General features: G+C 71.3%; 23 protein-coding genes and 1 pseudogene. 2 read left to right on the plus strand and 22 right to left on the minus strand.

The genetic code is table 11. The features are described from left to right. The 19 genes from ABTY98_RS38730 to ABTY98_RS38820 form a co-directional block, all read right to left on the minus strand. A complete protein-coding gene (locus tag ABTY98_RS38730) occupies positions 1 to 4,887 on the minus strand; it encodes a hypothetical protein (RefSeq protein ID WP_352225844.1) in 4,887 nt (1,628 codons plus the stop codon). 84 nt (positions 4,888 to 4,971) lie between these two features. Continuing rightward, positions 4,972 to 5,193 carry a hypothetical protein gene (locus ABTY98_RS38735; protein ID WP_352225845.1) on the minus strand — a complete coding sequence of 74 codons (222 nt, stop codon included), beginning with the start codon at positions 5,191 to 5,193 and terminating at the stop codon, positions 4,972 to 4,974. Positions 5,194 to 5,219: 26 nt separating this feature from the next. Further along, positions 5,220 to 5,744, minus strand: coding sequence for a hypothetical protein (locus ABTY98_RS38740; protein ID WP_352225846.1), 525 nt, complete (start codon positions 5,742 to 5,744; stop codon positions 5,220 to 5,222). A gap of 75 nt (positions 5,745 to 5,819) precedes the next feature. Next, positions 5,820 to 6,197 carry a hypothetical protein gene (locus tag ABTY98_RS38745; protein ID WP_352225847.1) on the minus strand — a complete coding sequence of 126 codons (378 nt, stop codon included), beginning with the start codon at positions 6,195 to 6,197 and terminating at the stop codon, positions 5,820 to 5,822. Continuing rightward, positions 6,194 to 6,802, minus strand: coding sequence for a hypothetical protein (locus tag ABTY98_RS38750; protein ID WP_352225848.1), 609 nt, complete (start codon positions 6,800 to 6,802; stop codon positions 6,194 to 6,196). Before ABTY98_RS38750 ends, ABTY98_RS38745 begins: the two co-directional genes overlap by 4 nt. After that, positions 6,793 to 7,599, minus strand: coding sequence for a hypothetical protein (locus ABTY98_RS38755; RefSeq protein ID WP_352225849.1), 807 nt, complete (start codon positions 7,597 to 7,599; stop codon positions 6,793 to 6,795). The genes ABTY98_RS38750 and ABTY98_RS38755 overlap by 10 nt, the downstream gene beginning before the upstream one ends. A gap of 72 nt (positions 7,600 to 7,671) precedes the next feature. Beyond that, positions 7,672 to 8,349 carry a hypothetical protein gene (locus tag ABTY98_RS38760; protein WP_352225850.1) on the minus strand — a complete coding sequence of 226 codons (678 nt, stop codon included), beginning with the start codon at positions 8,347 to 8,349 and terminating at the stop codon, positions 7,672 to 7,674. 126 nt (positions 8,350 to 8,475) lie between these two features. Further along, a complete protein-coding gene (locus ABTY98_RS38765) occupies positions 8,476 to 8,742 on the minus strand; it encodes a hypothetical protein (protein ID WP_352225851.1) in 267 nt (88 codons plus the stop codon). Positions 8,743 to 8,753: 11 nt separating this feature from the next. Next, on the minus strand, positions 8,754 to 10,694 hold the full coding sequence (locus ABTY98_RS38770; protein ID WP_352225852.1) for a hypothetical protein: 1,941 nt from the start codon (positions 10,692 to 10,694) through the stop codon (positions 8,754 to 8,756). 81 nt (positions 10,695 to 10,775) lie between these two features. Next, positions 10,776 to 11,084 carry a hypothetical protein gene (locus tag ABTY98_RS38775; protein WP_097287014.1) on the minus strand — a complete coding sequence of 103 codons (309 nt, stop codon included), beginning with the start codon at positions 11,082 to 11,084 and terminating at the stop codon, positions 10,776 to 10,778. Between the two features lie 9 nt (positions 11,085 to 11,093). Further along, on the minus strand, positions 11,094 to 11,576 hold the full coding sequence (locus tag ABTY98_RS38780; protein WP_352225853.1) for a hypothetical protein: 483 nt from the start codon (positions 11,574 to 11,576) through the stop codon (positions 11,094 to 11,096). 27 nt (positions 11,577 to 11,603) lie between these two features. Continuing rightward, complete coding sequence (locus ABTY98_RS38785; protein WP_352225854.1) at positions 11,604 to 12,074, minus strand: hypothetical protein; 471 nt, start codon at positions 12,072 to 12,074, stop codon at positions 11,604 to 11,606. Further along, on the minus strand, positions 12,074 to 12,718 hold the full coding sequence (locus tag ABTY98_RS38790) for a hypothetical protein (protein WP_352225855.1): 645 nt from the start codon (positions 12,716 to 12,718) through the stop codon (positions 12,074 to 12,076). Before ABTY98_RS38790 ends, ABTY98_RS38785 begins: the two co-directional genes overlap by 1 nt. Then, positions 12,718 to 13,269 carry a hypothetical protein gene (locus ABTY98_RS38795; protein WP_352225856.1) on the minus strand — a complete coding sequence of 184 codons (552 nt, stop codon included), beginning with the start codon at positions 13,267 to 13,269 and terminating at the stop codon, positions 12,718 to 12,720. Before ABTY98_RS38795 ends, ABTY98_RS38790 begins: the two co-directional genes overlap by 1 nt. Positions 13,270 to 13,361: 92 nt before the next feature. Next, entirely contained in the window at positions 13,362 to 13,574 is a 213-nt protein-coding gene (locus tag ABTY98_RS38800) for a hypothetical protein (protein WP_352225857.1), read from the minus strand. 8 nt (positions 13,575 to 13,582) lie between these two features. Then, positions 13,583 to 16,645, minus strand: a complete 3,063-nt coding sequence (locus ABTY98_RS38805; protein ID WP_352225858.1) for a hypothetical protein — start codon at positions 16,643 to 16,645, stop codon at positions 13,583 to 13,585. A 59-nt stretch (positions 16,646 to 16,704) separates the two neighbouring features. Further along, positions 16,705 to 19,296, minus strand: coding sequence for a hypothetical protein (locus ABTY98_RS38810; RefSeq protein WP_352225859.1), 2,592 nt, complete (start codon positions 19,294 to 19,296; stop codon positions 16,705 to 16,707). 3 nt (positions 19,297 to 19,299) lie between these two features. Continuing rightward, positions 19,300 to 19,896: a hypothetical protein gene (locus ABTY98_RS38815; RefSeq protein ID WP_352225860.1), complete on the minus strand. Its 597-nt coding sequence runs from the start codon at positions 19,894 to 19,896 to the stop codon at positions 19,300 to 19,302. After that, positions 19,893 to 20,735 (minus strand): cupin, encoded by an 843-nt coding sequence (locus ABTY98_RS38820; protein WP_352225861.1) that lies wholly within the window; start codon positions 20,733 to 20,735, stop codon positions 19,893 to 19,895. The genes ABTY98_RS38815 and ABTY98_RS38820 overlap by 4 nt, the downstream gene beginning before the upstream one ends. A gap of 130 nt (positions 20,736 to 20,865) precedes the next feature. On the opposite strand from ABTY98_RS38820, the gene ABTY98_RS38825 reads away from it, so the two are divergent. Continuing rightward, entirely contained in the window at positions 20,866 to 21,603 is a 738-nt protein-coding gene (locus ABTY98_RS38825; protein ID WP_352225862.1) for a hypothetical protein, read from the plus strand. A 76-nt stretch (positions 21,604 to 21,679) separates the two neighbouring features. On the opposite strand, the gene ABTY98_RS38830 is transcribed toward ABTY98_RS38825, so the two are convergent. The 3 genes and pseudogenes from ABTY98_RS38830 to ABTY98_RS38840 form a co-directional block, all read right to left on the minus strand. Next, positions 21,680 to 23,347 carry a major capsid protein gene (locus tag ABTY98_RS38830; protein WP_352225863.1) on the minus strand — a complete coding sequence of 556 codons (1,668 nt, stop codon included), beginning with the start codon at positions 23,345 to 23,347 and terminating at the stop codon, positions 21,680 to 21,682. Between the two features lie 131 nt (positions 23,348 to 23,478). Then, positions 23,479 to 24,480 (minus strand): annotated as a pseudogene (locus tag ABTY98_RS38835) (IS481 family transposase). A 101-nt stretch (positions 24,481 to 24,581) separates the two neighbouring features. Beyond that, positions 24,582 to 25,988 (minus strand): MFS transporter, encoded by a 1,407-nt coding sequence (locus ABTY98_RS38840; protein ID WP_352225864.1) that lies wholly within the window; start codon positions 25,986 to 25,988, stop codon positions 24,582 to 24,584. Between the two features lie 65 nt (positions 25,989 to 26,053). Between ABTY98_RS38840 and ABTY98_RS38845 the strand changes: the two genes are divergently transcribed. Next, positions 26,054 to 26,452 carry a winged helix-turn-helix transcriptional regulator gene (locus tag ABTY98_RS38845; RefSeq protein ID WP_352225865.1) on the plus strand — a complete coding sequence of 133 codons (399 nt, stop codon included), beginning with the start codon at positions 26,054 to 26,056 and terminating at the stop codon, positions 26,450 to 26,452. The last annotated feature ends 199 nt before the right edge of the window (positions 26,453 to 26,651 follow it).

A 26,651-nucleotide genomic window follows, 5' to 3' on the forward strand; every position in this document is an offset into this window, starting at 1 on the left:
TCACAATCCCGCCGCGTACACGAGCCGGTTGACGACGCGATGGGCGGTCACGTGCCCGTCGCCTACCTCCCGGATCTCGAAGTGGTTGTTGATGGTCGTTCCGGCCCCGAGACGGCCGCCCCGGGCCGCCGCGGCGGGGCCGGCCTGGGCGGCGCGCTGCGCGCGGGTGAGCGGCACCACGCCCGCGCCCAGGTCGCCCACCCCGCCGAGGCTGGAGGAGACTCGCCCGGGCAGCAGGCCGAACTGTCTTGAGACGGCGTCGACAACGGCCCGGGCCGCCGCCGTGGAGGCGCGCATGATGCCGGCGATGCGGTCGACCAGGCCGAGCTGGAGGCCGGCGCCGGTGTAGTCGCCGAGGCGCCGCATCACCAGGGAAGGGCTGTGGATCTTGAGCGCGGTACGGATGGCGGCCTGCATGCCCTTGGCGATGTCCAGCATCAGCTTTTCGATGTTCTTGCGCTGGGCCTGGAGGCCGGACAGGAACCCCTTGCCCGCCTGGGCGCCCGCGTCAAAGAGCACGTCCGCGCTGGTGTTGCCCAGGCTGGTGGACGCCTTGGTCAGCTGTGTCTGGAGGGAGTTGAGGTGCTTGAGGCTGTCCTTGGTGGACCCGGCGAGCGCCGCGGCGATCTCGGCGCCCTGGACGGGGCCGAGGCTGACGATCTGCTCAAGCAGGGCCTTGGACAGGCCGCGCTTGGCCAGGTTGGTGAGCTGCGCCGAGTACGTTTTGACCTGCTTGACCGCGCCCTCCAGACCGGCGGTCAGGCCCTTGGCGGTCACCGTGTCCGAGCCCTGGGTGAGGTTCTGCAGGCTGAATGCCTGGAGGGCCTGGCTGGCCGTGTCGGCGGCGAACTTCTGGGCGTCCGCGATGCGCTTGGTGAGGGCGTCGCGCTGGGCGGCCAGGGTCTGGAGGCGCTTGTTCCCGGCGTCCACCATGGCCACCAGTTGGTCATCCAGTCGCGTCTTCTTGCCCTGGAACGCCGAGATGATGTCCTTGGCCAACTTGTCCGTGGTGGACTTGATCTTGGCGGCGGTGCTGGTCAGGCCGCCGATGAACCCGCGGCCCACATCCTGGGCGATCTTGAAGAACACCTTGGACGGGCTGTGGATCTCCAGGGTGTCCCGCGCGGCGACGGCGGCGCCGTCCGCCATGTCCTGGGCGGCGGCCACCACCTGGCCGGCGTTGTTGCGGATGCCGTCCACCATGCCCTGCACCACGTTGGCGCCCACGTTGTCCAGCAGGTTGCCGATACCGGAGAGCAGCGTGCGCAGGGTGGAGAGGGTGCCGCCCACGGCGGCGCCGCTGCTGCTCGTCGCCGCGGTGGCGGAGGTGGCCAGGGTGCGGGCCTGGCCGGCGAGGATGCCGAGGAGGCCGGACTGGTGGGCGAGCTGGGCGGCCCGCCTCGGGTCGGTCAGGGGGATGACGACCTCGGGCCCGGCCTCACCGATCAGGGCGTGCGTCGGGCCGAGGACAATGCCGCCCTTGGCGAACGGCAGGTACTTGCGGACGCTGGACGGCAGCCCTGACTTGACCTTGGCCATGATCTGGCCGCCGATGTTGCCGATGGCGGCGAGGATCTTGCCGGGCAGGCCCGAGAACAGCGACACCACACCGGAGATCAGCGACGACACAGCCGAGCGGGCCTTACCGGCCGCGCTGGTGAACGCGCTGGCGATCTTGCCCGGCAGGGCGGCCAGGGCGCTGCCGATCTTGCCGGGCAGGCCACGGAAGAACGAGACAGCCGACGAGATGAACCCGGTGATCCCGGACCGCGCGGAGTTGAACGCGCTGGTGAAGTTGCGCAGCAGGAAGGAGCCCAGCGACGCCAGAGCGGCGCCCACCCGGCCGGGCAGCGCCTGGAAGAACGACACCGTCGCCGAGATCCAGCCGGACACCGTGGAGGTGACGGCGTTGAACCCGGACGTGAAGGCGGACAGCAGGAAGGAGCCCAGGGAGGCCAGGGCGGAGGCGATCCGCCCGGGTAGCGCCTGGAAGAACGCCGCCGTGGCCGAGATCCAGCCGGAGACGGTGGACGTGACGGCGTTGAACCCGGCCACAAAGGCCGTGAGCAGGAACTGGCCCAGGGCGGCCAGCGCGTTGTAGATCCGCACCGGCAGCTCGGTGAACACGTACACGATGGCGGCGATTTGGACCAGCAGAGCGATGATCAAAAACGCGACCGCGCTCGTGAAGGCGTCGAGCAGCAGCCCGGGCAGCGCCTGGAGGCCGGCCACGATCCGGCCTGGCAGCGCGACGAAGAAGTCGACCACGGCCTGCACGCCGGCGAGCACCCCGGCCTTGACCGTCTCGAACGCGCCCACGAAGAACTGGGCGATGGTGGAGCCCAGGGACGACAGCCCGGAAACGATCTTGCCGGGCAGGCCGGTGAAGAACCCGACCACGGCGTCGATCCCGGTCGAGACAGCCGACTTGGACGACTCGAACGCGCCGACGAAGAAGTCGGCGATGGTGGACGCGGCGGACCTGACGAACGAGACGGCGGCCAGGAAGCCGTCCCGCAGGGCGCGCCCCGTGGCGTCCACCACGGTCCGCACGATCGCGAACCGCTGATAGAGCAGGTAGATCGCGGCCACCAGGGCGACTACGCCCACGATGATGGCGCCGATGGGGGAGGCGGCGAACGCCACGTTGAGGGCCAGCCACGCATCCCGGATAAGCGTGAACACGGCGATGGCTGCCTTGACGGCCTTGACCAGGCCGAACGCGGCCGTGGCGGCCACGATGAGCGGGGCCGCCACGGACACGATGGGGCCCACCAGTTGGGCGAGCAGCGTGACGACGGGGGCCAGCGGCACGAGCAGGTCGGCGGCGGAGCGCGCCAGGGCGGCCACCGCGGCCGCCAACGGCGGCAGGGCAGGGCCGAGGGAGACGACGACGGAACCCAAGTCCTGGAAGACCACCGTCAGCTGTGGCAGCGCCCCCTGCACGGCCGTACCGAGCTGGGTGACCAGTTGGGCGATCACCGGGCCCAGGCCGGTGATGATCGGCACCAGGGCGGGCGCAATCCCCCCGATCTGGGTCACCAGGGCGGAGATGATCGGCCCGAGCTGCTGGGCGATCTGGCCGACCGCGCCGAAGATGTTGCCCAGGGCGTCCTGGCCCTGGGCGGAGTTCACCAGGTCTGAGACGGCCTTGGTGATGGTCTGGAGGTTGCCGAGCACCCCGGCGCCGGCGCCGTCGCTGGCGGCGAACAGGCCGGAAAAGATGTCCTTGACGTTCCCAGCGATGTCGCCGAGCCGGGCCAGGGTGTTGATGGCGCCGTCCACCCACGCCACGGCCTGGCCGCCCTTGGCGATGTTCTGCAGCCAGTCCCCGAACCGCTGGCCCAGGCTGGCGATCCCGCCGCCCAGCTCCGGCCCGAACCGCTCCGCGACGACGGCCGCCACCTGGAGCAGGCCGGCCGTCAGCTTGTTCGTGGTCTGGGCCAGGCCGCTGACGGCGGACCCCGTGGCCGTGAGGATGCTGCGGACATTGGCCACGCCCTGCGCGCCCTGGACGTAGCCGAGCGCCCCGCGCGCCGCCGACCCCCACGCCCGGGCGATCTGGGACAGCCCGGTCTTCAGCGGCCCCTGGAGGGCCTTGGCGGTGGCAGTGATCTGCCCCTCGAACTGGACGAAGAACGCGTCCTGTACGGCGTTGCGCAGGCCCTCGAACGCCGGCTTGAGGGCGCGGACCTCCTTGGCGGCGGCCTGGGCCTTGGGGCTCAGGTTCTCCAGGGACTTCTCGAACTCCTCGGCGTCGCCGGTGAGCGCGGACTGGAAGGCGTCCGCAACGCCGAGGGTGGCGAGCTTGAGGGCGCCCAGGGCGGCCTGGAACCCGAGCACCGCCGCCGGGACGGCGGCGAGCAGGCCGGCCGCCGGGGCCAGCGCGGCCACGAACTTGCCCACCGCGGTGGCCGCCCCCGCCGCGGCGATGACGATAGCGCCGAACCGCAGCGCCTTGACCAGCACCCCGCCCACCCGGCTGGCCAGGCTGGACAGACCGGTGAGAGCGCGCGTGATCTGGTCGCGGTCAACGTCGATCGGGATACGGACCGGTGGCGCCCGGTGCGCGCGCAGCGCGGCGTTGAGCCGGGTCAGGTCCGGGTCCACCCGGATGGTGATGGGCGGCAGCCGGCGCAGAGCCCGCTCCAGTTGGGCGCGGAACCGCGCGGCATCCGCCTGGGCGGGCACGGTGACCGCGCCGACCGCCCGCAAGTCCCGGCGGAGTTGGGCGGCGAACCGGCCCGTGTCCGGCTCCACCCGCACCTGCGCGGTCATCCCGCGCAGCGCCCGGTTGACCTGCGCCTGGAACCGGCTCAGATCCGGGTCCAGGCGCACCGACGCCGAGAGCCGGCGCAGGGCCCGCTGGACCTGCCTCTGGAACCGGCCGGCGTCGACGTCCACGGGCACGTTGAGCGCGGGCATGGCGCGCACCGCGGCGACCAGCGCCGCCTGGAACCGGGCAGCGCCCGGGCTCACCGGCACGTCCACGCCGCCCAGGCCGCGCAAGGCCGCCTGCAACCGGGACTGGAACCGGGAGGCGTCCGGGCTGATGTCGACGGACGCGGACAGGCCGCGCAGCGTGCGCTGGAGCCGCGCCTGGAGGCGGGAGGCGTCCGGGGTGAGGTCGATGGTGGCGGCCAGGCCGCGCAGGGCCCGCTGTACCTGTGCCTGGAACCGGGCCGTGTCCGGCTCCACCCGCACGGAGATGGCCGTGGTCAGGCCGCGCTGAATGTTGCGGCGGATCTGCTGGCCGATGTTGCGGGTGGCCCGGTCCAGGGCGTTCTGGATCCGCTGCCCGAGCGCCTGGGCGTCGGCGACCGCGGCCGTGTCGTCCAGGGTGATGCTGATACGGGCTGAGCCGTAGTCCTCTTCCTCGCCAGCCACCGGGCAACCCCACGAAGTGAGTGGTTGCCCGGCCCTTAACCAGTCGGCGAGCGGCCAGGGCGCGCGGCCCGGCCTGGTCCCAGGTTATCCGTTACGGCCGCCAGCGACCTGGGCGTCTTCAGCGGCGACGGCGGCCATGAGCGCCTGGGCCTGGTCCACGCTCATCCCCCGCGCGGCCGGCTGGCCACCCCGAGTTCCGGCGCGCTGCGCCTCCTTGGGCGGGGCGTACAGCTTGGCCCGGTTGCGGGCGCGTTCCCCGTCGTCCTGGGCGGCGGCGTCCATGGATGCCTCGGCGGCGGCGAGCATCGTGCGCAGCCGCCACGCGTGGGGGTCTACGCCTTCGAGCGCGAGCGCGCCGCTCCACCCTTCCCACCCCGCGGCAATGCTCTCGCAGAGCAGCCAGACGACCCAGTAGGGCGGGCGTCCGCACCTCCCCCGTACAGCTCCGTCACCCACTCCATGAGGGCGACCAGGATGCGGTCCGGCATGGGCATGGTCCACTTCACGCGGGCGCCGGCCACCTGGTCCGCCGCCTGCTGCGCCTCGTCCCAGTCCTGGTGGGCGGACAGCACCTCACCGTCCTTGACCACTTCCACGGCCATGAACCGCTCCGCGTCCTCCGCGAGCATCAGCCGGGCGAGGAAGCCACGCAGGCCGCGGGAGGCGCCGCGCAGCGCGGCCGGGTCCAGCGTCGACAGGTCGTCCAGGTCGATGCCCTGCGCTGCCTTCTGCGCGTCGCGCAGCTCCGTGAACGCGTCCAGGAACTCGTCCCCCAGCACCTCGGCCTGGAAGCGGAGTTCCGTGCCGTTGACGTCGGCCACGTGCGGCTCTGTGTTGAAGGAAAAACTCTTCTTCACGGGGTGTGTCCTCGTCTCCCGTGCCTCGCCCGGCCCTCAACCAGTCGGCGTGAGGATCAGGGTAGCCGCACCCGCTCACCGGCCCAGGCGCAGCGCCCGCTGCATGAACGGGTTCGGGCGGGTGCCGGGGTGGCGCACCAGCTTGGTGAACACCACGTCGCCGCCAACCTCGAACCGCAGGAACTTGGCGCGGCGCGGCCGGATCAGGTGCGGGCGGGTGCCGTCCAGCACCAGGCGCACCTTGGGGTGGTGGCAGGTGATGACGCCCTGGAGGCCGCGCGGCCCCTCCTCAATGTCGGTGGTGATGTACTCGCCCATGCTGCCCGGGGCCTCCGCCTCGGCGATGCGGGCCACCCGGTCCACGCGCTGCTCCAGCTTGCGCCGTGCCAGGCCGCCACGGGCCCGCAGCAGCCGCGCGATGGCGCCCTGGTCGATGCGTACCTCAACGCTCATGGCGTCCCCTCCTGCGGGCAGCCGCAGCCTGGCAGGGCCACCGTGACGCGCTGCTCCAGACCGACGCACCCACCCTGCGGGCCGACCGTGCGGCCCTCCCCGACGAACACCACCCGGCCGCGCCGCTGCTCGCCCGTGGCGGGCAGGCAGCACTCCAGGGCGTTACGCACGACCACCATGTCCGTGTGCAGGATGCGCGCCGCCTCCCCCAGCGCGTCACAGGGGGGCGGACAGCCGCCCTCATCGAACGTGGGGGCGCAACGCAACAGCGTGACCACAAGCTCCACCGCCATGGCCGGGGGCGTGGCACAGGTCAGCCGGCCCCGGGCCTGGGTAGGCGGCAGGGTGCGGTCCGCGGTGGGGAAGTCCGTGGACGGGAACAGCCGGGCCACGTTGACCGAGAGCTGGCCGCCCGCACCGCCGGCCGGGGCCTCGTTGCACGGGTCATCGCAGGAATCCCAGGCGACGGTGCCCGGCACCAGGCAGGTACGGCAGGGGCATCCCGGCTGGCCGTCCACCTGGCCGGCCGCTTCCTGCAGAGCCGCGCACACGCACCCCAGCACGGCCTCCGCCGCGTCCTGCACGGCGTTGAGGTTCAGGGCCATGTCGTCTTCCTCGGCCGGTTGTAGTCAGGTGAGTACACGCGGGACGGCCGGCTCAGCCGGCCGGGATTGACGGTCATTAGGAACATGTCCGCCTCCGGTACGCCGGTCAGGCCCGAGCTGTAGAAGACGGTGGGGTCCGGCATCTCCATCTCGACGCCCTGGCGCTGGAGCCTGGTGATCTTGTTGTTCGCCTTGCAGCCGCAGGAGCCGCCCCCACCGCACCCCTTGATCAGGTGGCAGAACAGGGCGGAGACGGCGGCGATGGCCGACTCGTCCGGCTCGATCCCCCACCGGTAGGTCACGGTGAACGTGCCCGGGGCGCCCTCGGGCTCGGCCATCTCCTGGCACTTGGGCCAGCATTCCCCTCCCAGACGGACGAGCAGGCTCGGCGCGTCCACCCGGTACTCCACGCCGGGCACCAGGTCCTGGCCGTCCACGTTGACCCGCACCACGTCGTGGACGGGCCCGCCCAGCTTCACCTCACACAGCTCCGAGCAGGAGCAGCCCGAGGGCCGGCACCCGCACGTGCTGGCGTTGCGCCACTGGCCGTCAATGCCGATGTACGGCACCCACGGGCCGGTGCCCACCCCGGCCTGGAACGAGATCGGCGCGGACTCCAGGCACGCCTGCCTGCAAGGTCTCACGGTGACCGAGCAGAGCCCAACGCGTCGCCCGGACAGCCGCCACAGGAGCTGGGTGGCCACGCGCTGCCACCGCTCCACCGCCTCCTGGTCGTCTGGCAGGTCACAGCACGGCGCGAGCGGCCATGGCTCGCACGCCGTCGTCTGGACGGGCACGCCTCCACCACCTTCCTGGGTACGCGGCAGCCGCGCGACGAGGAGCCGCGCGGCTGCCAGCAGGCCGTCCGGTCAGGCCGGCACGGGCACGTAGTCACACGACGGCACCGGCGGGGCGATGGTCGTGATGAACGTGCGGCGGTGGCAGTTGGCGTCCAGCGGGGTGAGCAGCGGCCCCGGGGTGTTGGACGCGTCGGCGGCGACCACGTCGTACGGGCCGACGCCCCAGTTCCCGCCGGTCTTGGTGGACCCGGTGATCTGGAGGGTGACCGCCTCGCTGCCGATCTCCAGGTCGCCGAGCAGGCCGTTGGCGACCCAGGGCAGCAGGAAGTAGATCCACTGACCGGTGGCGCCGTCCACACACGCCTCGCCCAGGACTTCCGCCCACAGCTCCAGCGCGAAACCCGTGTCGCACTTGACGGAGCAGGTGTCGAAACCGATCGGCTTGCCGTCGTAGCCGAGCACCACCGGGTTGCCGGTGAGGATCTCGATCAGCTCCGGGGAGACACTGAAGACGTTGAGCTCCAGGTCGAACCCCCGGAAAGTCGGGCACCCCTTGCGGTACCCGCACACGCGGCCGTTGGCGGCCTTGTACTCGATGTCGTCGCCGTCGTCGGAGTTGTTGTTCATGGCCAGGCTCGAAAAGCAGTCGAACACATAGCCGTTGTCGGGGCCCGGGATGGGGTTACCGCACTGGTTGACCCGGGTGATTCGCATGGTGTCCGCGTTCGCGATGAGCGGGCAAGACATGCCGGTCCTCCTAGGAACAGGAGTCCGGCCCTCAACCAGCGACATGTGCGTCCGGCCCTAAGCCAGCGACGTTGAAAGGATAGCTGCGGCCAGGCCCGGAGCGCCCGGCCGCAGGCGGGAAAGCGGTCAGCCCAGGCCGAGATGGACCCGCAGGTCGACCAGCGGAATGCCCGGCAGCTCCGAGCCGTCCCCGTCGCCGTCAGGCGGCACCTGGCCGTCGTTGGCGATCCACTCCGCCGCGGCCTCGTCCACGGCCTGGCGGGCCGCCTCGGCCCTCGTCTCGTACTCCTCGGCCGTGATCTCGGTCCAGGTGTCCGGCAGGGACTCGGCAGCGATCGGCCCGTCCCCGGTGATGGCGAGCGCCCCGCCAGGAGACGCAAAGTAGTGCGACATCTGGTCCTCCGTCAGCCCTGGGTGGTGGTGTGGATCGTCGCGTCCGACGTCCAACTGTTGATAGTGATCGTCCCGGCGATGACCCGGACCGCTACGAAGTAGTGCAGCGCCAGGGTGCCGGCGGCCGGCTTGTTGAACCCGGACTCCGAGACGCTGCCGGCGTACCGCTCCCGGCGGGCCGCGCCGAACGCTGTCAGCACACCCTCGATCGGGCGCACCTGGAGCGCGCCGCCGTCCTCCTGGTACACGTAGCCCAGCTCGAACGTGGCCGTCGAGGAGGCGCTGACGTCGATGGACGCGTGCACGTGGGACGTGTAGGACCACAGGCGGCACTGGTTACCGAGGAAGTTGGCCGGGACGTCGAACGCCACGACCGCCGGGGTGCCTCCGGGCTGGAGGATCAGCCACCCGCCGGTCACCCCGATGTTGGAGACCACCGGGTTCATGTGCTCCTGGTAGATGTGGTCAGCCGCCGTGTAGTGCTCGGGCGGAGTCCACAGGGCGCCGCTGGTCGGGTCGCACTTGAGGGTGGACTGCGTGGCCGGGTCACAGCTCCAGTCGGCCGTCCACGGCTGCGAGCCAGCGATGGGGAACGCGGCCAGCGGCGAGGCAGCCGTACCGTCGCCCTGGAGGCCGCAGCCGACCTCCAGCGGCGGGTCCGGCGGCACGAACAGCCTGCCGTCGCCGCCGATGCTGAGCTGGTTGCCCTCGTCGGAGGAGGGGGCGACGAGCAGGCCGGTGGCGGTCGCTTCCAGGCCGTTCGGCTCCGGGGCCACGATGGCATCCGCCTCGACCACGTACGGGTCGGCCGCGGTCCCGGTGCCGGTGACGGTGGTGTCCACCGTGTTGGTGTCCCCGGCCTGGAGCGCCGTGGGCGTGCCACTGCCTGCGGCCGCGTACAGGCCACCATCCGAGCCGAACGCCACGGTGTTGCCCGCGTCCGTCGACAGGCGCGCCGAGATCTCCCCGGTGGCCGGGTCGTAGGCCGCCCCGTCCCCGGCGGAGAAGCACTGCCGCACGTCGGCGCACTCCACGAACAGGCCGCCCGGGCTCTCCTGCAGGAGGTTGCTGCCACCGCCTGGCGGGGTGGGGTCCAGGATCACGGCGGCGGCCACCTGGTACGGGTCACCGGTCGCGCCGCTGCCGGTCACGGTCACGTCCACCGTGGGGGTGTCGGCTGCCTCGAGCGCCGTCGCCCCGGCGGGGGTGTAGAGGCCGCCGTCCGCGCCGATGGTCGTGGTGTTGCCCGCGTCGGCGGACACCCGCGCCGAAATCTCCCCGGTGGCCGGGTCGTAGGCCGCCCCGTCGCCGGCCGTGAAGCACTGCCGCACGTCCGCGCACTCCACGTACAGGCCGTCAGGCCCGGCGCTGAGCAGGTTGGTTCCCCCGGCGGGCGGGGCCGGGTCCACGATGACGTCGGTGGTGACCACGTACGGGTCGCCGGCCGCACCGGTGCCAGTGACGGAGTTGTTCGCCGTGTTGGTGTCCCCGGCCGTGACGACGCTGGGCGCGCCGCCGCTGGCGGGCGGGGCGTACAGGCCGCCGTCGCTGCCGAAGGCGACGGAGTTCCCGGCGTCCGTCGAGACGCGGGCCTCCACCACCCCGGTGGCCGGGTCGTAGCTCGCCCCGTCCCCTGCCGAGATGCACCCGCGTACGTCCGCGCACTCCACGTAGAGGCCCTCGGGGCCGCTGCCGATGAGGTTGGTGCCGCCCTGGGGCGGGGTGGGGTCCAGGATGACGGCGGCACTCACCTCGTAGGGGTCGCCGGCCGCGCCGGTGCCCGTGAGGGTGAGATCGACGGTGGGGGTGTCCTGGACGGAGAGCGCGGTTGCACCGGCGCCGTCCGCGCTGATCGTGTAGGGGTTGGCCGCGGAGCCGTTCCCGGTGACCGTGGTCCCGGTCCCAGCGACGACGCGGCAGTTGCACGGCTGGACGCCGCAGCACTTGGCCATGAGGGGGCTCCCGGTGGAGGAGTCTCGTCCGGCCCTAAACCAGCGACGTGCAGTTCGAGTCTAGGCCGCGAGGGGCGGCCGTCAGGGGGCGACGGCGTGGGCGTGCACCGTGACCCCGGACGCGGCGACACCGGGGCCCAGGACGCTGATGCCGAGCACGGTCACGCCGGTCGTGACGAGCACCTGGAAGGTGGTCGCGGTCGCGCTGTTGGCGGTGATCCGCGCGGTGCGCACCCCGACCGCCGCCGCCTCAATGGAGTGCGTCACCACGGGCGGGGCCGAGAAAGCGCCGGCGGGCCAGGTGAAGGTCACGTTCCCGCTGCCGTCCGTCACCCCGGTCGCGCGCTCGATGCGCGGCGAGGGCGGTGTGTAGGTGCCGTTCGTGGGCATCGGCCGCGGTTACAGCTCGCGCGTGGACAGGACGATGAAATCCGAGCCCGCTACCCCGGTGAACACGAAAGCGTCCTGGAGTTTCTCGCCGTTCTTCCCGCCCTGGTCCACCGACCACGTGCCGGAGCTGCCCGCTGGGAAGGGGACGGCCGTCCCTCCGCCGATCGCCACCGTGGGCGAGCCGGCGAACACCAGCAGCGTCACCGAGCGCGCCCCGGCCGCGATGGTGACGTTGCCGGCGCCGGTCTGCCGCTGTGCCGTGGAGTCGATCTGCGGATTGGGTGAGGCGCCGCAGCGTACGACGGTGCCAGTCGGCGCGTAGGCCGTGGTGCCGTCCAGCGCCGTGTCCGACACGGACGGGGCGCCGGTGCCGCTGGTGGTGTAGTGCCGCAGGAACGGCGTCGAGGAGCCGTCGGCCTGCACGTCGCACAGGATCTCGTACTCGGCATCGGCTGCCGCTGCCGCCGAAACGCTGCCGCTGGTACCGGACATGAGAAGACCTCCGAGAGGGGTGAGGGGTTACGCGACGCGCGCGTACCGCAGGGTGGTGCGCTGGAGAGTGTCAGAACCGATCCCGGCCACCTCAGTGGTCCCCGCGATGTCCGTTCGGGCGACTTCCAGCCGGATCGTCCTCGGTGAAGTGGCCGTGTACTCGACGCTGATCGCGGCGGAGCCGTTCCACTGCAGAGCGGTCGCGGCTCCCGTGGCGAACTCGGCGATCTGTACGACGATGGCCTGACTGTCGGGCACGATGACGCCCGCGGTAACGTCCCACAGTCGGGCGGTGACGACCGCGTTCTCGCCTGTGCCCATCCTGCCGAGATTGCCCCGGACGACCGCGTCGAGGTGGTAGGTGCCGGGGGCGGGCAGCGCAAGGGACAGCCCAAGGTTGACCCATGCACCGGAGGCGGCCGACGTGAGGTCGACGCCTGCCGGTAGTACGGCGAAGCCACTGGCGCGGGTGTCGATACTGGCTGCTGTTCCGGTCATCAGTCGCTCACCTTCACGGCGCCGAGTCGCTGGAAGCCGACGCCGGCCGCAGTGGAGTCGTTGAACCCAACGTGCGTGCGGCGGGCGTCGGCCCGTAGGACGGTGGGCCTGGTCGCAAGGACGAAGCCAGTCACGGAGAACCCGTTCTGCAACGCCATGTTGGTCCCGTTCGTGGGGCCGTTGATGTTGTGGTACTGCACGCGGCGGATCGTCAGGTCTTGGTTCGCCGTCACGTTGACCACGCGTACGTCCAGGGCGACCGCGAACGGCGTCGTGCCGGTGATGGTGGAGTAGCCCTCCAGCGTGTACTCCCACCAACCTGCCTCGGGGATGGTGAGCGTGGTGGGGGCCGGCGCCCACGCCAGATTGGCCACGGTCTGAGCGTCGGCCAACCCCGGAGTGACGTCAGCGAACACCGGGGTCATGCGGGCGCCGATCGTCCATGTCGCCGGGCACGCCCCGGCGGCCGGGGCCTGGACGTCGATGTCCACCGACCGGGCCGTGCTCACCGCGCCGCCCGGCGCGATGCCGGCCAGGGCCGTGGACGGCACCAGCAGCCCGGCCGGGGTCTGGGTCAGGGCGTTGCATCCGGCCGGGTCCAGGCGCGGGTCAATGCGGTACGTACGCCCGCATGCGCCCGCCATCAGTCGCTCACCTTCTTGAACCGGAAATTCAGTGCCCAGATGGCTTCTCCGCTGGTGGTGCCGCTGTCGCGGTGCTTCAGGCCCTCGACTCGAATCGTTCTCGGCCCTGCCACCTGGTACAGCGCCGAGGCCGACGCAGTGGCATGGAGGGTGTGGACGCTGGCGGAGGGTGTAGCCGCGAAGAGCAGGATGGTCCGCGTGGTGAGCGGGATGACCGCGTTGGCGGTGACGTCGAAAAGCCGGGCTTGGAGGTACGCGTTGGAGACGCTGCCATTCATGATCACGCCGCCCTGCACGTCGGCGATCACCTCATAGAGGCCAGCCTCCGGAAGCGTCAACTGCGCCCCAGTGACGGCAATCCACGTATCGAAAGGGGAGCCTTGAATGCCGACAGTGCCGGATGTCTGCCCGCCGACCGGCGTGAGCCGCGCCCCGATCGTCCATGTCTCCGGGCAGGCGCCTGCCGCGGGGGCGGTCACGTCCACATCAACGGACCGCTCGGTGCCGACCGCTGTTCCGGGGGCGATGCCGGCCACCTCGGTGCGCGGCACCCGCAGCCCGGACGCCGACTGTTCCAGGGCATTGCAGGCGGCCGGGTCGAGGCGTGGCAGGACACGGACGCTACCGCAGCAGCTTCCGGCCATCACTCACCGCCGGAAGGAGCCGGGAGCGGGCTGGCGGCGGGGTCGGGCAAGCTCGCCAGGTAGGCAGCCTCGTCGACCTCCTCATAGCCCAGCTCGGCGTACGGGGTGGCGTCGCGCAGGTTGTAGACGACCTGCACCCCTTCGCCGTCGCGGGCGAAGTAGCGCGGGTTCGGGGCTGGAGCCTTGTCGGTGTCGGTGGGTGGTGTGGTCACGGAGCGCCTCACTTCCAAGTCCAGTTGAGGAGGTAGTTCGCGGCGGCGGTGGCCCCGGCGAACGAGGCAGCCGCGAGAGCCGTGTCGCTGTCCTGCGCGACCGACCACGTCATGGTCACCCCCGCCGGCATCACCACGCCCGCGCCGTCGCTCATGGTGGCGAGGACGCTGCCGCTCACGACGGTCACGGTGACGCTCTGCACGCCGGGGAACGCCGCGGCGATGTCCTGCGCCGCGGTACCGGTGACGTTGCGGACGCCCGTGCTCAGCGGCCCCGGCAGGACGTCGGCGGTGGTGCACTCGACGGGCGAGACCGGCGTGTACGGGGCCGTCAGGTCACCGTCCTCGTACGTGCCGAGGAGGACCGGCGCGTCACCGCCGCAGGGGTCGACGGCCCACAGCTCGGTGTACGTCACGTCACCGACGCCGTCCCCGTCGATGTCGTCACAGCTGCACCGTTCGATGACCTGCTTGGTGCAGGTGTCCGGGGCCGGGCACACGCCGAGATGGGCGCCGCCGGGAAGGGCTACGGGGGCGCCGGTGGCAGCGTCGACGTAGCGGGTTGCCGTCCGGGCTCCGGTGTCGTCGTAAACGACCTCTTCGCGTACGTACTGGATGACGTTGCCGGTCGCGTTGTCGACCACGCACAGCGGGATCGTCTCGACGTCGACGGCGGCCGGGGCCGCCGGGTCGCACACGCCGACCGTGCCGGCCGGGGTGTAGGGCGTGGTGCCGTCAAGGGCCGTGTCCGTGGTGCCGGTGACCGTGCCGGTGCAGTCATAGGCGAGGTGGCGCAGGAACGGGGTGCTGGTCCCGTTCGCGGCGACGTCGCACAGGGACAGGGTCATGCCGTCCTGGCAGGACGTCTCACCCGCTCCGCACGGGGTGTCGGACTGGCATACGGCCACGTCACCGGTCGGCGTGTACGGCTGGCCGTCGAGGCCGGCGTCGACCGTGGCGACGAGTTCGCCGGTGGTGCAGTCCCGCAGGAAGGTGCGTACGAACTGCTCGCCGCAGCCTGCCGTGCCGCTGCCGCTGCCCGCGACAGGGGTCAGGGAGTACGTGAGGCCGGAGACGGTCCACGTCTTCTCGGTGTTGGCGCCCTGCTTGATCTCAAGCGCCAGGACGGCGATCACGTTGGGCAGGTCGGCGATGGCATGGACGGTCGGCGTGAAGGTGAGGGTCTGTGTGCCGCCGACCGGGAGGTTTGCGTTCACGGCCTGCTGGCCGATCCACGTGCTGCCGTTGAACAGGGCGAACACGCCATCGGCTGCCACGCCCGGGTTCGGCCCGTCGTTGCGGACCGTGACGTGCATGTTCAGGGTGACGTCGCCCATGTCCTCGTACGAGCCGCAGGGCACGCAGTCCGGCAGGGTGAAGCCGAAGGCTCCCCACACGAAGATGTCGCTCGTGTTGTCCAGGCCGGCCGTGTTGCCCCAGGAGGCCGAGCCGCCGTCGAGGACGAGTTGCACGGCGGCCGGGGCCGCGTCCTGCCACATATGTCCCGGGTACTGGGTGTTGGCGGACGTGTCGTCCGGGTCGGCGGCGCGCAGCGTGACGGTCGTCGGGTCGAACGTGACGGCCGAGTCGCACAGGAGCTGCGCGGTCTGCTCGGTGCACGGGGGGACGCAGACGCCGACAGTTCCGGTCGGCGCGTACGGGGTGGAGCCGTCGAGGGTGTAGTCCGCGTGGCCGGTGACGGTGCCGGCCGCATCCCGGGCGTAGTCGCGCAGGAACATCGTCACGCTGCCGTTCGCCTGGACGTCGCACAGGACGACTAGGTCCCGCTCCGGCTGTGGGTCGGGCTGGCAGTCCCCCACGGTGCCTGTCGGCACGTACGGGGTGCCGTCCAGGAGGTAGTCCGAGTGCCCGACGATGGCGCCGGTCTCGTCCCGCCGGTAGTCCCGGACCATCGCGGTGACGGTGCCGTCCGCGGCTGTGTCGCAGAGCTGGACGACGTCCTGTTCCGGCTGCTCGACCCCGGCCGGGCAGGTGGTGACGGTACCGGTCGGCGTGTAGGTGGCACCCGTGGTCGCGTCGACCAGGCGGACGCTGTCGATCGTGCCGTCCGCGGCGTAGCTGTACTCGATCAGGACCAGGCCGGCGACCGTGCCGTCCGCCAGGACGTCGCAGAACGTGCCCGAGACCTGCACGGACTGAGAGCTTCCGCAGGCGACCGTGCCGACCGGCGGCGCACCCGCGCTGTAGGCGCCGGTCTGGAGGTTGATCCATCCCTCGGAGGTGACCACGCCGTCGCAGTCGCGGACGACGGTGACGGCGATCGGTGTCCCGTCCGGCAGGCACAGGCCGATGGTGGCGGTCGGGGTGGTCGGTGAGGCGCAGTCGCTGACCGGCAGGCAGACGCTGACGGTGCCGGTCGGTGTGTAGGCCGTGGTGCCGTCAAGGAGCGTGTCCGCCGCCGTGGTGCCGTTGTCGTCGGTGGTGAACGTGCGCAGGAACGGGGAGGAGGTGCCATCGGCCTGGACGTCGCACAGGAGTTGCGTCGTCCGGTCCGCGGCAGCCGGGCACGGCACCATGGCCGGGGCCGTCAGGACGGCGCCGGTGGCGAGATCGAGGTACGTGATGGCCGGGTCCCCGCAGGCGGCGCACTTGAGGACGGCCGCCGTGCCGGTGCCGCCGGCGCCGTCGTCGTAGCAGACGCTGCCCAGGACGACCGGGGTGTCCGGCATCTGGGTGGGGCAGTCGGCGGGCGCGGTCGGCGTGTAAGGGCTCGTGAAGTCCCCGGCGAGGTAGGTGCCCACCAACTGGGGCGCGCCGCCATCGCACGGGTCCAGCGACCACACCTCGACATACTCGGTGTCGCCGATGCCGTCACCGGTGGTGTCGTCGCAGCGGGTCACCTGGGTGATCTGCCGGCCGCACTCGTCAGCCGGCGGCAAGCACAGGCCGAGCGTGCCGGTGGGGGTGTAGGTCGCCCCGGTGGTCGGGTCGACGATGCGCGTCCTCAGCCGGGCGCCGGTGTTCGCGTCGTAGACGGACTCCACCTGCGCGAGGCCGGCGATCGTGCCGTCCGGGAGCACATCACACAGGAGCAGCGGCTCCACGTCCACGCGGGCGGTCGGTGCCGCGGCCTGGCTAACGATGACGGGCCCCTGCCCGCAGCATCCACTCACAGTTGCTCTCCGGTGGTGAAGGTGACGGTCACGGTGCCGGTGCTCGCTGCGATGACGAGCGGTCCGGTGAGGCGGGCGTCCTCATCCCGCGCGATGCTCCAGGTGGCGGCCTCGCCCTGGTGCAGGGTTGAGGAGCCGTCAGCGGTGGTGATAGTGCCGCTCCCTCCGAACGCGACTGCGGTAACGGACTGGAGGGTCGGCCACGCCGCGGCGCTCCAGGTGGCGGCACCGGTGAGTTCCACGCGGTGGGCCTGGGCGCCGAACGTCGGCTCTGCGCCTTCCTCGTCGCCCAGGGTGTTGCAGTCCACCGGCGAGACGGGCGCGTACGGACCGGTGAGGCCGTCGGTGTAGGTGCCGAGGCTGGTGACGGTTCCGGCGCAGTCGACGGCGAGCAGCTCCACATAGCCGACGTCGGGAAGGCCGTCCGCGTCGGTGTCATCGCAGCGGCACGCCTCGATGACGGTCTGCGCCGGGCACGGCTGCTCGGGGCAGCAGGCGCCGCCTCCGGCCGCGGTGCACTGGGCCGCCTGACCGGTGACCGTGTACGGCTGCCCGTCCAGCGTGGTGTCCGTGACGGCGGTGACGGCGCCGGTCTCGCAGTCGGTGGTGATGTTGCGGAGGAACTGGGTGGCGCATCCGGTCTGGTCGTAGGTCACGGTGGCGTCGAACTGGGACAGCTGCCACCCGGTGTGGCGCGGCGGCGGGCAGATGGCGCCGCTGTCGTCGTAGGCGTCGAACGCCACCAGGACGGCGATGTTCCCGGCGGCGAGGTCGGCGGCCGGGACGTCGGCTTCGGCGGTGAGCGTCCCGGCCCACCCGGCGGGGGTGTCGGGCGGGGCGAGCGCGAGGGCTACCCGGTTGGCGTCGCCGGGGCCCTTGTAGAGGCCGAGGAACCCGGTGGAACGGCAGCCGTTATCGGGACCGAGCTGGGTGACGTCGACCTGCACCGTCACGTGCGCGGTGCCGGCGTCACAGACCGGCCGCGGGGCTTGGAGGATCGCCGCGGCGGTGCTCACGGTGCCGCGCGTGCCCGGCTGTGGGCCTGCCGCGGCCGGGAGCGTCAGGGTTCCGCCGTCCCATAGCGTTTGCGCCCCTGGCGTGGCCACGCCCGTGGTGTACGGGTAGTACGGCGCACCGGGGGTGTCCGTCAGGGTCGCGGTCGGTGACCCGTCGGTGGGCAGGTCGCACAGCAGGAGCGTGCTCGTGGCGCGGCACGGCTCCGCCTCCGGGGAGCAGACGCCTGCGGTGCCGGTCGGGGTGTACGGCGTGCCGTCCAGGCCGTAGTCCGTGTGCCCGTTGATCTGGCCGGTGACGGCGTCACGCCGGTAGTCCCGCACGAACGGCACCGCGGTGCCGTCTGCCTGGACGTCGCACAGCACGGTGAGGTCCAGGTCGGCGGCGGCCTCGGCGGTCCCGGCCGGGCAGTAGCGCAGCTCCCCTTGCAGGGTGTACGTGGTGCCGGTGCCGGGGTCTACGAGCCGCACGTGGGCGAGGCTGCCGTCCGGGTTGTATTCGTACTCGACCAGGACCAGGGCGTGCACGTCGCCGGTGGCGGGGTCCACGTCACAGAGCAGGCCGGCGAGTTCGAAGGCGCGGGAGTCTCCGCACGCGGCGGCCCCGGCCGGCGGCGCGCCGGCGCTGTAGGTGCCGGTGGTGAGGTTGAGCCATCCGTCCTGGGTGACCGTGCCGTCGCAGTCGCGGGTGAGGATGACCGCGATGGGCGTGCCGTCCGCCAGGCACAGGCCGAGTGTGGCGGCCGGCGTGGTCTGCTCGGCGCACGGCGTGCCCGGGGTGCCGCCGTCGCCGGCGCACACCCCTACGGTGCCGTTGACGACGTGCGGTGTCTGGCCGTCCAGGGCGACGTCCTCGTACGTGCCCACCCCGGCGAGCCAGGTGAAGCGGCGCAGGAACGGCCCGGACGCGTCGCACAGGGTGACGGTCTCGGTCTCGGGGCAGCCATACGTGCAGTCGACCGGTGTCACGGGCGTGTACGGCTGTGAGGGGTCGTCCTGGTAGGTGAGGACGAGGGAGGCGGAGCCGTCCGCCTTGATGCACCACAGCTCGCTGTAGGTGGCATCCGGCTGGCCGTCGCCGTCGGTGTCGTCACACAGTTGCCGGCAGACGGTGTCCACACAGCCGGGGTCGCAGAGGCCGGCGTCCGGCGGGGCCGCCCCGGGGGTGAACACGCCGGTGAGCGGGTCCAGCCAGCCGACGACGACCGGGTCCGGGGCGGGGGTGTCGCAGTCCGCGCAGTCGTTGCGTACCACCAGGAGAACGGTGGAGCCGTCCGCGCGGCACAGGGGCGTGGTGGCGATGGACGGCGAGCAGGAGCAGCCCATGGAACAGGGGCCGGCGTCCGGCGGGGCGGCACCGGGCGTGAACGCCCCGGTGAGCGGGTCCACCCACCCGATGACGGCCGGGTCGGTCGGGGTGGCGGAGCAGTCCACGCAACCGGACCGGAGGACCAGGAGCACGGTGGAGCCGTTCGCCCGGCACAGCGGGGCGGAGGCGATGGACGGCGAGCAGGAGCAAGCGCCGGGCGTGCCGGTGCCGCCGTCCGGCCCGCAGGGAATGGGCGTTACGGGCATCCGTCAGTCCTCCCGGTGGACCTGGCGGCGGTGGCTGTCCCGGCCGCGCTCGGTGGTGAACTCCCGGGGGCACAGGTCGCACGCGAAGGGGCCGCCGTCGCCGGCGGCCTGCTCCTCCCCGTCGTCGCCGTCGTCGGCGGGGGCCTCCTCCAGCGGCGCGAAGTCCGGCGCCTGGTCGCCGTCGTCCCCTCCTGCGGCGGCGTTGGAAGCGGCCAGGTCCGTGGCGACGAGAGCGGCCGTCATGGCGCGCTCGATCAGCTCCGGTGGGGTGGCGGCCACCATCGCCGCAGCGTCCGCGTCCGGGTCCCCGGGCCCGGTGAGCGCGTCCGGGGTGGCGACGCCCAGCAGCTCCTGGCCGTCGTCGTGCTGGCCGGGCTCGGGCCGCCCGTGGGCTGCATCCTCCTCGGGAGACACGTAGCGGTGGCCGTCCACCAGGGCGCCCACCAGGACCTCCTCCGGGGCCTGGACGAATAGGTCCGCCGGTACGCCGAACTCCCCCAGGCCCACGGTGCCGATCTTCGGCGTCTGGGCGGTCGCCCACCGCGCGAACGCCCCCAGGTGGGAACGCTCGGGCTTGACCACGATCATGTGCTGGCTCACTCGCAGACCCTCACGTTCACCGCACAGGCCGTACAGGTCGTGCCCACCACGTAGGTGCGCTCGGCCAGCACGCGGCGGTCGTTGTTCCGGATGTTCACCGAGGCCGAGGCGCGGCCCCGGTCCGGGATGACGTCGACCGGGCCACGCCGGATAACCACGGGCCCGGTGATGTACAGCCAGGCCGTGCCTGGGTCCGCCGGGATACCACCCGGCCCCTGGTTGAGGTAGCTGTAACCGGCCCCAATCACCATGCAGTTGCCCACGAGCGTGCGCAGGATGCCCGTGGCCGGGTCCTCCCGTACGAGGTTGCAGCAGCCGAGCAGCGCCGCCGCACCAGCCGGGACGTGGATGGTGCCCACGCCGCCGTAGTTCTCGGCCAGGCACCCCTCCAACGCAGCCACACCCTGGGCGATGGACAGCGGCCCCTCGGGCGGGGTCAGGTCCACGGCGTCCTGGGTGAGCTTGGTCCGCATGAACCCGGCCTCCAGGCCGTGCTGCTCCCCCAACGTGAGGGATGCCAGCGCCTGGGCGCGCGCCTCCTCGTAGCTGAACCCGGGTGCCGAGCACTCCGCCCCGGCGTAGATCGTGATGGGCGTCGCCACCTCGGTCTCCGGGCGACAGAACTCCTTCTCCGTGGGCGCACCCGGCACGGGGTCCTCACACGGGTCCGGCCAGTCCCTCGCCGGGCAGCAGCCAAGCGCCAGCCACTCCACGCCGTTCAGCTCGTGGATGCGGCTCTCGGAGACGTCGATGACATTCGAACACGCGGCGTTGAGCAGGCCGTGAGGGAGCGGTGTCCCCTGGATGCCCTCAACGGATTGACGCAGGCCAGCAGGCATTTTCACCCCCACCAGGTGCAACCGCACCGGAGATTCGAACGTTGAACCTGGTGGGTGGGGCGACGGCGCCGCAAACACCGCCGCCCCTGACCGATGACCCCTTGGAACTGAGACCCGAAGGAGTCCGGCCATGAGCCAGGCTAGAGAGTGCCGGGTGAGCTGGTGCCCCCGGCCCGTCAGGAAGTACACGGCCAGCGGACTGTGCGACACGTGCTGGACGTGGTCCAGTCGCCACGGCGGCGAGGACCCGGAGAGCCCGAAGCGCCGCCGCCATCAGCCGCCCCCAGCGGACGGCCGCTGCACGGTCGTTGAGGAAGGCGAGCGCTGCACGGAGCCACACCGCGCTAAGGGCAAGTGCAACGCCCATTGGCTGCGCGAGTGGAAGCACGGCGACCTTCACAAGCGCCGCCGCTCGAACGGCGAATTGCAGACGCTGGTCGCCGCCGCGGCCCGCTACAGCGGCACGGACTGCGTACTGGCGCCGTGCGATCACAGCCGCCCCACGGTGCGCTACCGCGGGGAGACGGTGCCCGCCTCCCGAGCCGTGTGGATCGAGGCCACCGGGGAGGACCCCGGCGACCGCCAGGTGCTCCACACCTGCCACCAGGGCGAGGAGGGGTGCATCAGCATCCGCCACCTCTACCTTGGCGACCACGCCCGGAACATGGCGGACATGACCGAGGCGGAGCGGCAGGCGCGCGGCGAGACCAACGGGAACGCCGAACTCACCGAACCCCTCGTGTGCGAGATGCGAGCCCTGCACGCCACGGGCGACTGGAGCCAGCGGGCGCTCGCCCGGCGGTTCAACGTGAGCCAGGGGACGGTCCATCAGGTCGTCACCCGTAAGACGTGGAAGCACGTCAAGTAGCACTGCCTCACCTCCTCGGTGGGGGACGACGGGCCCGTGTCAGGTCACGGGCCCGTCGCCGTCTCGGGCCGAGTGGTCAGGCGGTGGGGCAGGCGACCAGGGTCTGGGCGCCGGTCTCGCCGCTGGCGCAGACGGGGACAGTCACGAGGCGGGTGTCGACGGAGCGGTCGACAAGTGCAACGCACTCCTCAGCGAACAACGCGGTGTAGTCGTTGCGGGAGAACTTGGTGCTGTCGTGGATGACGCCCAGGTTGACGTCCTCGCCGCGCCCGATGACCAGGGAGCCGGCCGGGTACATCAGGAACTGGATGGTGGACGGCCAGTCGGTGGCCGCGGTCGTGCCGCCGATGTCGGTGGGGACGGCCGGCGAGAGGCCGCGGGCCCACTGGATGCGCACGCCGAGCGGCGAGAACAGGTCCTGTACGTCCTGGGCGCTCACCTCGGAGGGGCAGCAGCCGTTACGGCGCGCCAAGTCCGCCAGGAACATGTTCTTGCTCCACCACGGGAACACGACCTCCAGCGCGGTGGAGTCACACAGGCTGTGACGCTCGATCATGTCGGCGGCCTGGAGCGCGACGGCGCCGAACACGGCGGAGACGGCGGCCATGGACGCCGGGATGGTCACCGGGGTGGCGGTGGCCAGTGCCTTCTGGAACAGCACCTGACGCAGCCGGATCTCGTGGGCCACCATGCTGTTGCGCAGGTACCAGGCGATCAGCTCCGGGAAATGACGCTGGGTCAGGATGCCGGCCTCCAGGCAGACACCGACCGCGTCACAGCGGACCTCCACCGGGTCCGGGCAGGGGATGCGGAAACACGGCTTGGTGTTGCCGGCGATGTCGTCCGCCTCGGTGTGCACCCAGGTCATGGCCGACACGTCCAGGGACAGCGGCTTGTAGTAGCGCAGGCCGCCGCGCGCGAGCTGGATTTCCGGGGCGTCCCACAGCATGTCCGGGCAGCTCGTGTCCGTCAGCTCGTAGAGCGTCTCGGACGGGGCGCACCAGCCACCGGAGGCGACCAGGTCGCCCTGGGGCAGCCGGGACTGGGTGGAGGCGGTCATGGCCACCGTGGTGCCCTCGGGCGCCGACGAGGAGTCCGTGACGATCGTGTCGGCCGGGTACGGGTGGTGGTAGCTGATGACCTGGCCCACGCCGCCGCCCGCGGTCTTGAGGGCGGTCGCGCGGGAGTTGATGCCCCTGACCACGTCATCGAAGACCAGGTCCGAGCCGGGGGTGTAGCCGGGGACGTCCACGGCCGCGGTGATGGTGGTTCCCGGCGGCGGGGCCTCCGGCAGGACGCGCGGCTGCGCCCGGCGGACGGCGCGCAGGTTGAGGGCGGGGCGGGTCGGGACGACGACGGCGGAGGCGGTGGCGGTCTCGGGGGCGGCCGGCTGCTCGGGCGCGGCCGGGGCGGCCGGGGGCTGCTCGGTGGCGGCGGCGGTCGGCTCGGCCGGCTCGCCCTCCGGAGCGGCTGCGGGGGCGGCCGGGTTGGCCTGCTCGCCGCGCACCTGGGCGGCGAGGGTCTCGATCTCGGCGGCGGCCTGGGTGGCGGCCTCCACACGGGTCTGCTGCTCGGTACGGATGTCCTCGACGCACGCGGCCAGGGCGCGCATGCGGGTCATGGCGTCGCCGTCGATGACGTCCTGCCCGGACAGGGCGGCGAAGGCGGAGCGGGCCCCGTCCAGGGCCTGGGCCAGGGCCTCGTCATCGAGAGCGGTGACGTCCTCGGGGATTTCGAAGTCCATGCGGGATCTCCAGCGAAGTGCGCGTGAAGATCCGGCCCTGAACCAGCGATCAAACGGAATAGTAGCTTCCGGGCGGCAATGATGTCTTGAGTCCCTGGCGCCGGTGGGCGGCTCAGGCGGTCGGCAGGGCCCTAGTTGTATGAGGCCATGACGTTGGTGACGCCGTTGCGCACCCGGGCGGCGGGCGGCTGGTTCCCGGCGGTGGTGTGTGGCCGGTGGTAGTTGTAGTGGATGTTCCAGACGGCGAGAGCGTCTGCCCGTTGTTATTCTGATGTCCAGGTTCGTGCGTAGAGGAACTCCTCGGCCAGGATGCGGTTGTACCTCTCGACTTTGCCGTTGTGCCGGGGCGTATACGGGGCGATCCGCTGATGGTGGGAGCCCAGGAGGGATCTGGCGAAGGCATCGGCGCGGTAGCAGGAGCCGTTGTCGGTGACGACGCACTCGATCTTGTTGATCCCGTGGGCCGCGAACCAGGACCGTGCGCGGTGCATGAAGCTGATGGCGGTAACGGCTTTCTCGTTCGGCAATGCTTCGGTGTAGGCCAAGCGCGAGTAGCCGTCGACGGCCGAGTGCAGGTACACGTAGCCGCCCCGCTCGCTCCGCTTCCTGGTCCGGTCGGCCGCCTTGGCCTGGTCGCTTCCTCGGCCATGTGCGCGCCAGCCGCCGCCGTCGGGGATGCGGCCGGCCTTCTTGACGTCCACGTGAACCATGTGCCCTGGTCGCAGGGCGGTGATCCGCTGGGGTATCCGGTTCGACTCACCGTTCGGGTCGATGTAGCGCCTCCGGTTCAGGCCGAGCTGAGCAAGGTACCGAGTGACGGTCCGACGACTGATGGGTGTTCCGGTGCTCGTGAGTTCGAACGCGATCCTGGCTGCTGACCATTTGTGGGTACGCCGAAGTCTCTCAATCCGGGCAACCACCTCGTTCCGGGTGGCCGTCGGCTGACCGTGCGGGGCCGAGGACCGGTCGTACAAGCCGAGCTCGCCGTAGCGGCGGTAGCGGTTCACCCACTTCGACGCACACGCCCGGGAAATGCCCATTTCGGCGGCGACGTGCGCGATCGGACGAGTCTGGCAGCGTTCCACAAGGCGTCTGCGTCCTTCGAAGGACAGGGGTGAATTGCGGTGATGCATGAATGGTCTTTCCGGATCAGAGGAAGAGGGCCGCGATCCGCTTCGCGGTTTCGCGGCCCTCTGCGGTGCCTGCACCGCCGGGCATCCAGCGGCTGCGCCTGTCAGCCGTTCAGGCTGTGGGGGCTGCGGATACCGGCCGCGGCGGTGAGCAGCCCCGCGAGCGAGATGCCTGCGGCGGTGAGGAAGGCTGCTCGGTAACCGGCCAGCACGTCGCCACCGGCCGTGGCAGCGATGGTGGACAGGACCGCGAGGCCGAGTCCGCCTCCGACCTGGAGCGCGGTGTTGAACATGGCGCCGGCCAGTGCCTGCTCGTCGGTTCCCGCACCGGTCAGCGCGGTGATGTTCGCCGACACGAAGGTCTGTGAGAGACCGATGATGAGGATGACCAGGATCGGCAGGATGACAGCCCAGTAGTTCGCTCCGGGGCCGACCAGGGAGAACAGGGCGAGGCCGATCGTGTAACAGGTCAGACCGAACAGCATGAGTCGGCGCGTACCCACCCGTGGGACCAGGCGCCCTGCGACCAGCGGCAGGAGCGTGCCGCCGATGGCCAGCGGCAGGAAGGCCACACCCGTGGTGAGCGGACTGAACCCGAGGACGTTCTGCAGCAGGAGCGCCGCGAAGTAGTTCACCCCGACCCATCCCGCGTACATGAACACGGCGACCGCCAGGGCCGCGGCAAGGTTCGGCCGCTTCCACACCGTCGGAGGGACCAGCGGCTGGGCCGCCCGGCGCTGCCAGACCACGAAGCCGGCCAGGAAGGCCACTGCAACAGCTGCGACCGCCCATCCCGCGCCATCGGCCACGTTCTTGCCGAGCTGGGTCAAGGCGAAGGAGAGACCCAACAGACCGACGGTCACCAGCGCCGCACCGGGAAGATCAAGGTGTCCGCGGGCGCGGTCCTGAGGGGTGTCCGCGGGGATCAGTACGAGCACACCCGCGATGAGCGCGACCACCACCAGGACGTTCATGGCGAACATCGCCCGCCACCCGATCGACCCCACCAGCGCGCCACCGACAACCAGCCCGAACGCGAGACCCACACCGCCCATGGCACCGAACGCTCCCAGCGCCCGCGACCGCCCTGGTTCCTCACCCCACAGAGCACCGATCAGCCCGAGCGCGGCCGAGACCGTCACCGCCGCACCAGCCCCCTGAACCGCACGGGCCGCTACGGCGAGCAGCAGCGAGTGGGAGGACCACACCACCGCGGACGCGGCTGCGAACAACACCATTCCGCACAGCAGAGCCCGGCGTCGCCCGTACAAGTCAGCGGCTCGCCCGGCCACCATCAGGAAACCGGCGAACATCAAGGAGTAGGCCGACACCACCCAGGAGAGCTGCTCGGGGGAGGCGTTCCAGTCCCGCGCCATCTCGGGCAACGCCATGTTGACCGACGAGAGATTCATGATGTCGAGGGCCTGAGCGGTGCACAGGATGGCCAGTACCGCCCCGGAGCCTTTCGCCGTCCGGCGGACAGGCGCATCCACAGATTCCGATGTAGTCACACATCCAGTCTCTGGAGTACAGCACCGGCCGGGAAGTATGCACAACAAAGTGCCATACTATCTAAATGGATAGTGTCATCTCACCGCGAGGCGTTGCCAAGGCCACCGGCAGCGCCGCCACGATGCAGTTGGAGCAAGGCTGCACGACCCGTCGGGTCTTCGACCTGATCGCCGACAAGTGGATGCTGTCGATCCTGTGCGTGCTGTCCGAGGGGACGGCTCGCTACAGCGCACTGCAGCGAGCCGTCGTCGGAATCACCCCCAAGGTCCTCACCCAGCACCTCCGCTCGCTGGAGAGCAATGGCCTGCTGACCCGCACCGTCTATCCGGTCGTCCCTCCACACGTCGAATACGAACTCACCGACCTCGGGCGATCGCTCAGGCAGGCACTACAACCCCTCCTGGTATGGGGTGAATCCCATCTCGACGAAGTCGAGCAAGCCCAAAGCGCACATCAGCAGTGACCTTCGGGCCACGTGACCGCGCCGTCGTAAGCGTCAGCCGCGAGATGCGAGGCCCGTGCACGTCACCAACGTCATGTCCCGCAACACCTAGTACTACAGCCGGTGGTTTCACGGTGAGTGAGCGCGGGCAGCGCGGGTGCGGTAGTGGCTGGTTCGGGCTCGGACTTGGTGGCGGGTGCGCCAGCGGTGCCAGTGCATG

Origin of the sequence: Streptomyces sp. NPDC096040, assembly GCF_040303265.1 — a bacterium.
Classification (GTDB): Bacteria; Actinomycetota; Actinomycetes; order Streptomycetales; family Streptomycetaceae; genus Streptomyces.

Excerpts from the sequence above, each read along its gene's own strand:
- ABTY98_RS38735 (WP_352225845.1), bottom strand. The coding sequence starts at position 5,193 with ATGCTCGCCGCCGCCGAGGCATCCATGGACGCCGCCGCCCAGGACGAC.
- ABTY98_RS38745 (WP_352225847.1), bottom strand. The coding sequence starts at position 6,197 with ATGAGCGTTGAGGTACGCATCGACCAGGGCGCCATCGCGCGGCTGCTG.
- ABTY98_RS38750 (WP_352225848.1), bottom strand. The coding sequence starts at position 6,802 with ATGGCCCTGAACCTCAACGCCGTGCAGGACGCGGCGGAGGCCGTGCTG.
- ABTY98_RS38760 (WP_352225850.1), bottom strand. The coding sequence starts at position 8,349 with ATGTCTTGCCCGCTCATCGCGAACGCGGACACCATGCGAATCACCCGG.
- ABTY98_RS38765 (WP_352225851.1), bottom strand. The coding sequence starts at position 8,742 with ATGTCGCACTACTTTGCGTCTCCTGGCGGGGCGCTCGCCATCACCGGG.
- ABTY98_RS38770 (WP_352225852.1), bottom strand. The coding sequence starts at position 10,694 with ATGGCCAAGTGCTGCGGCGTCCAGCCGTGCAACTGCCGCGTCGTCGCT.
- ABTY98_RS38775 (WP_097287014.1), bottom strand. The coding sequence starts at position 11,084 with ATGCCCACGAACGGCACCTACACACCGCCCTCGCCGCGCATCGAGCGC.
- ABTY98_RS38780 (WP_352225853.1), bottom strand. The coding sequence starts at position 11,576 with ATGTCCGGTACCAGCGGCAGCGTTTCGGCGGCAGCGGCAGCCGATGCC.
- ABTY98_RS38785 (WP_352225854.1), bottom strand. The coding sequence starts at position 12,074 with ATGACCGGAACAGCAGCCAGTATCGACACCCGCGCCAGTGGCTTCGCC.
- ABTY98_RS38790 (WP_352225855.1), bottom strand. The coding sequence starts at position 12,718 with ATGGCGGGCGCATGCGGGCGTACGTACCGCATTGACCCGCGCCTGGAC.
- ABTY98_RS38810 (WP_352225859.1), bottom strand. The coding sequence starts at position 19,296 with ATGCCCGTAACGCCCATTCCCTGCGGGCCGGACGGCGGCACCGGCACG.
- ABTY98_RS38820 (WP_352225861.1), bottom strand. The coding sequence starts at position 20,735 with ATGCCTGCTGGCCTGCGTCAATCCGTTGAGGGCATCCAGGGGACACCG.
- ABTY98_RS38825 (WP_352225862.1), top strand. The coding sequence starts at position 20,866 with ATGAGCCAGGCTAGAGAGTGCCGGGTGAGCTGGTGCCCCCGGCCCGTC.
- ABTY98_RS38830 (WP_352225863.1), bottom strand. The coding sequence starts at position 23,347 with ATGGACTTCGAAATCCCCGAGGACGTCACCGCTCTCGATGACGAGGCC.
- ABTY98_RS38845 (WP_352225865.1), top strand. The coding sequence starts at position 26,054 with ATGGATAGTGTCATCTCACCGCGAGGCGTTGCCAAGGCCACCGGCAGC.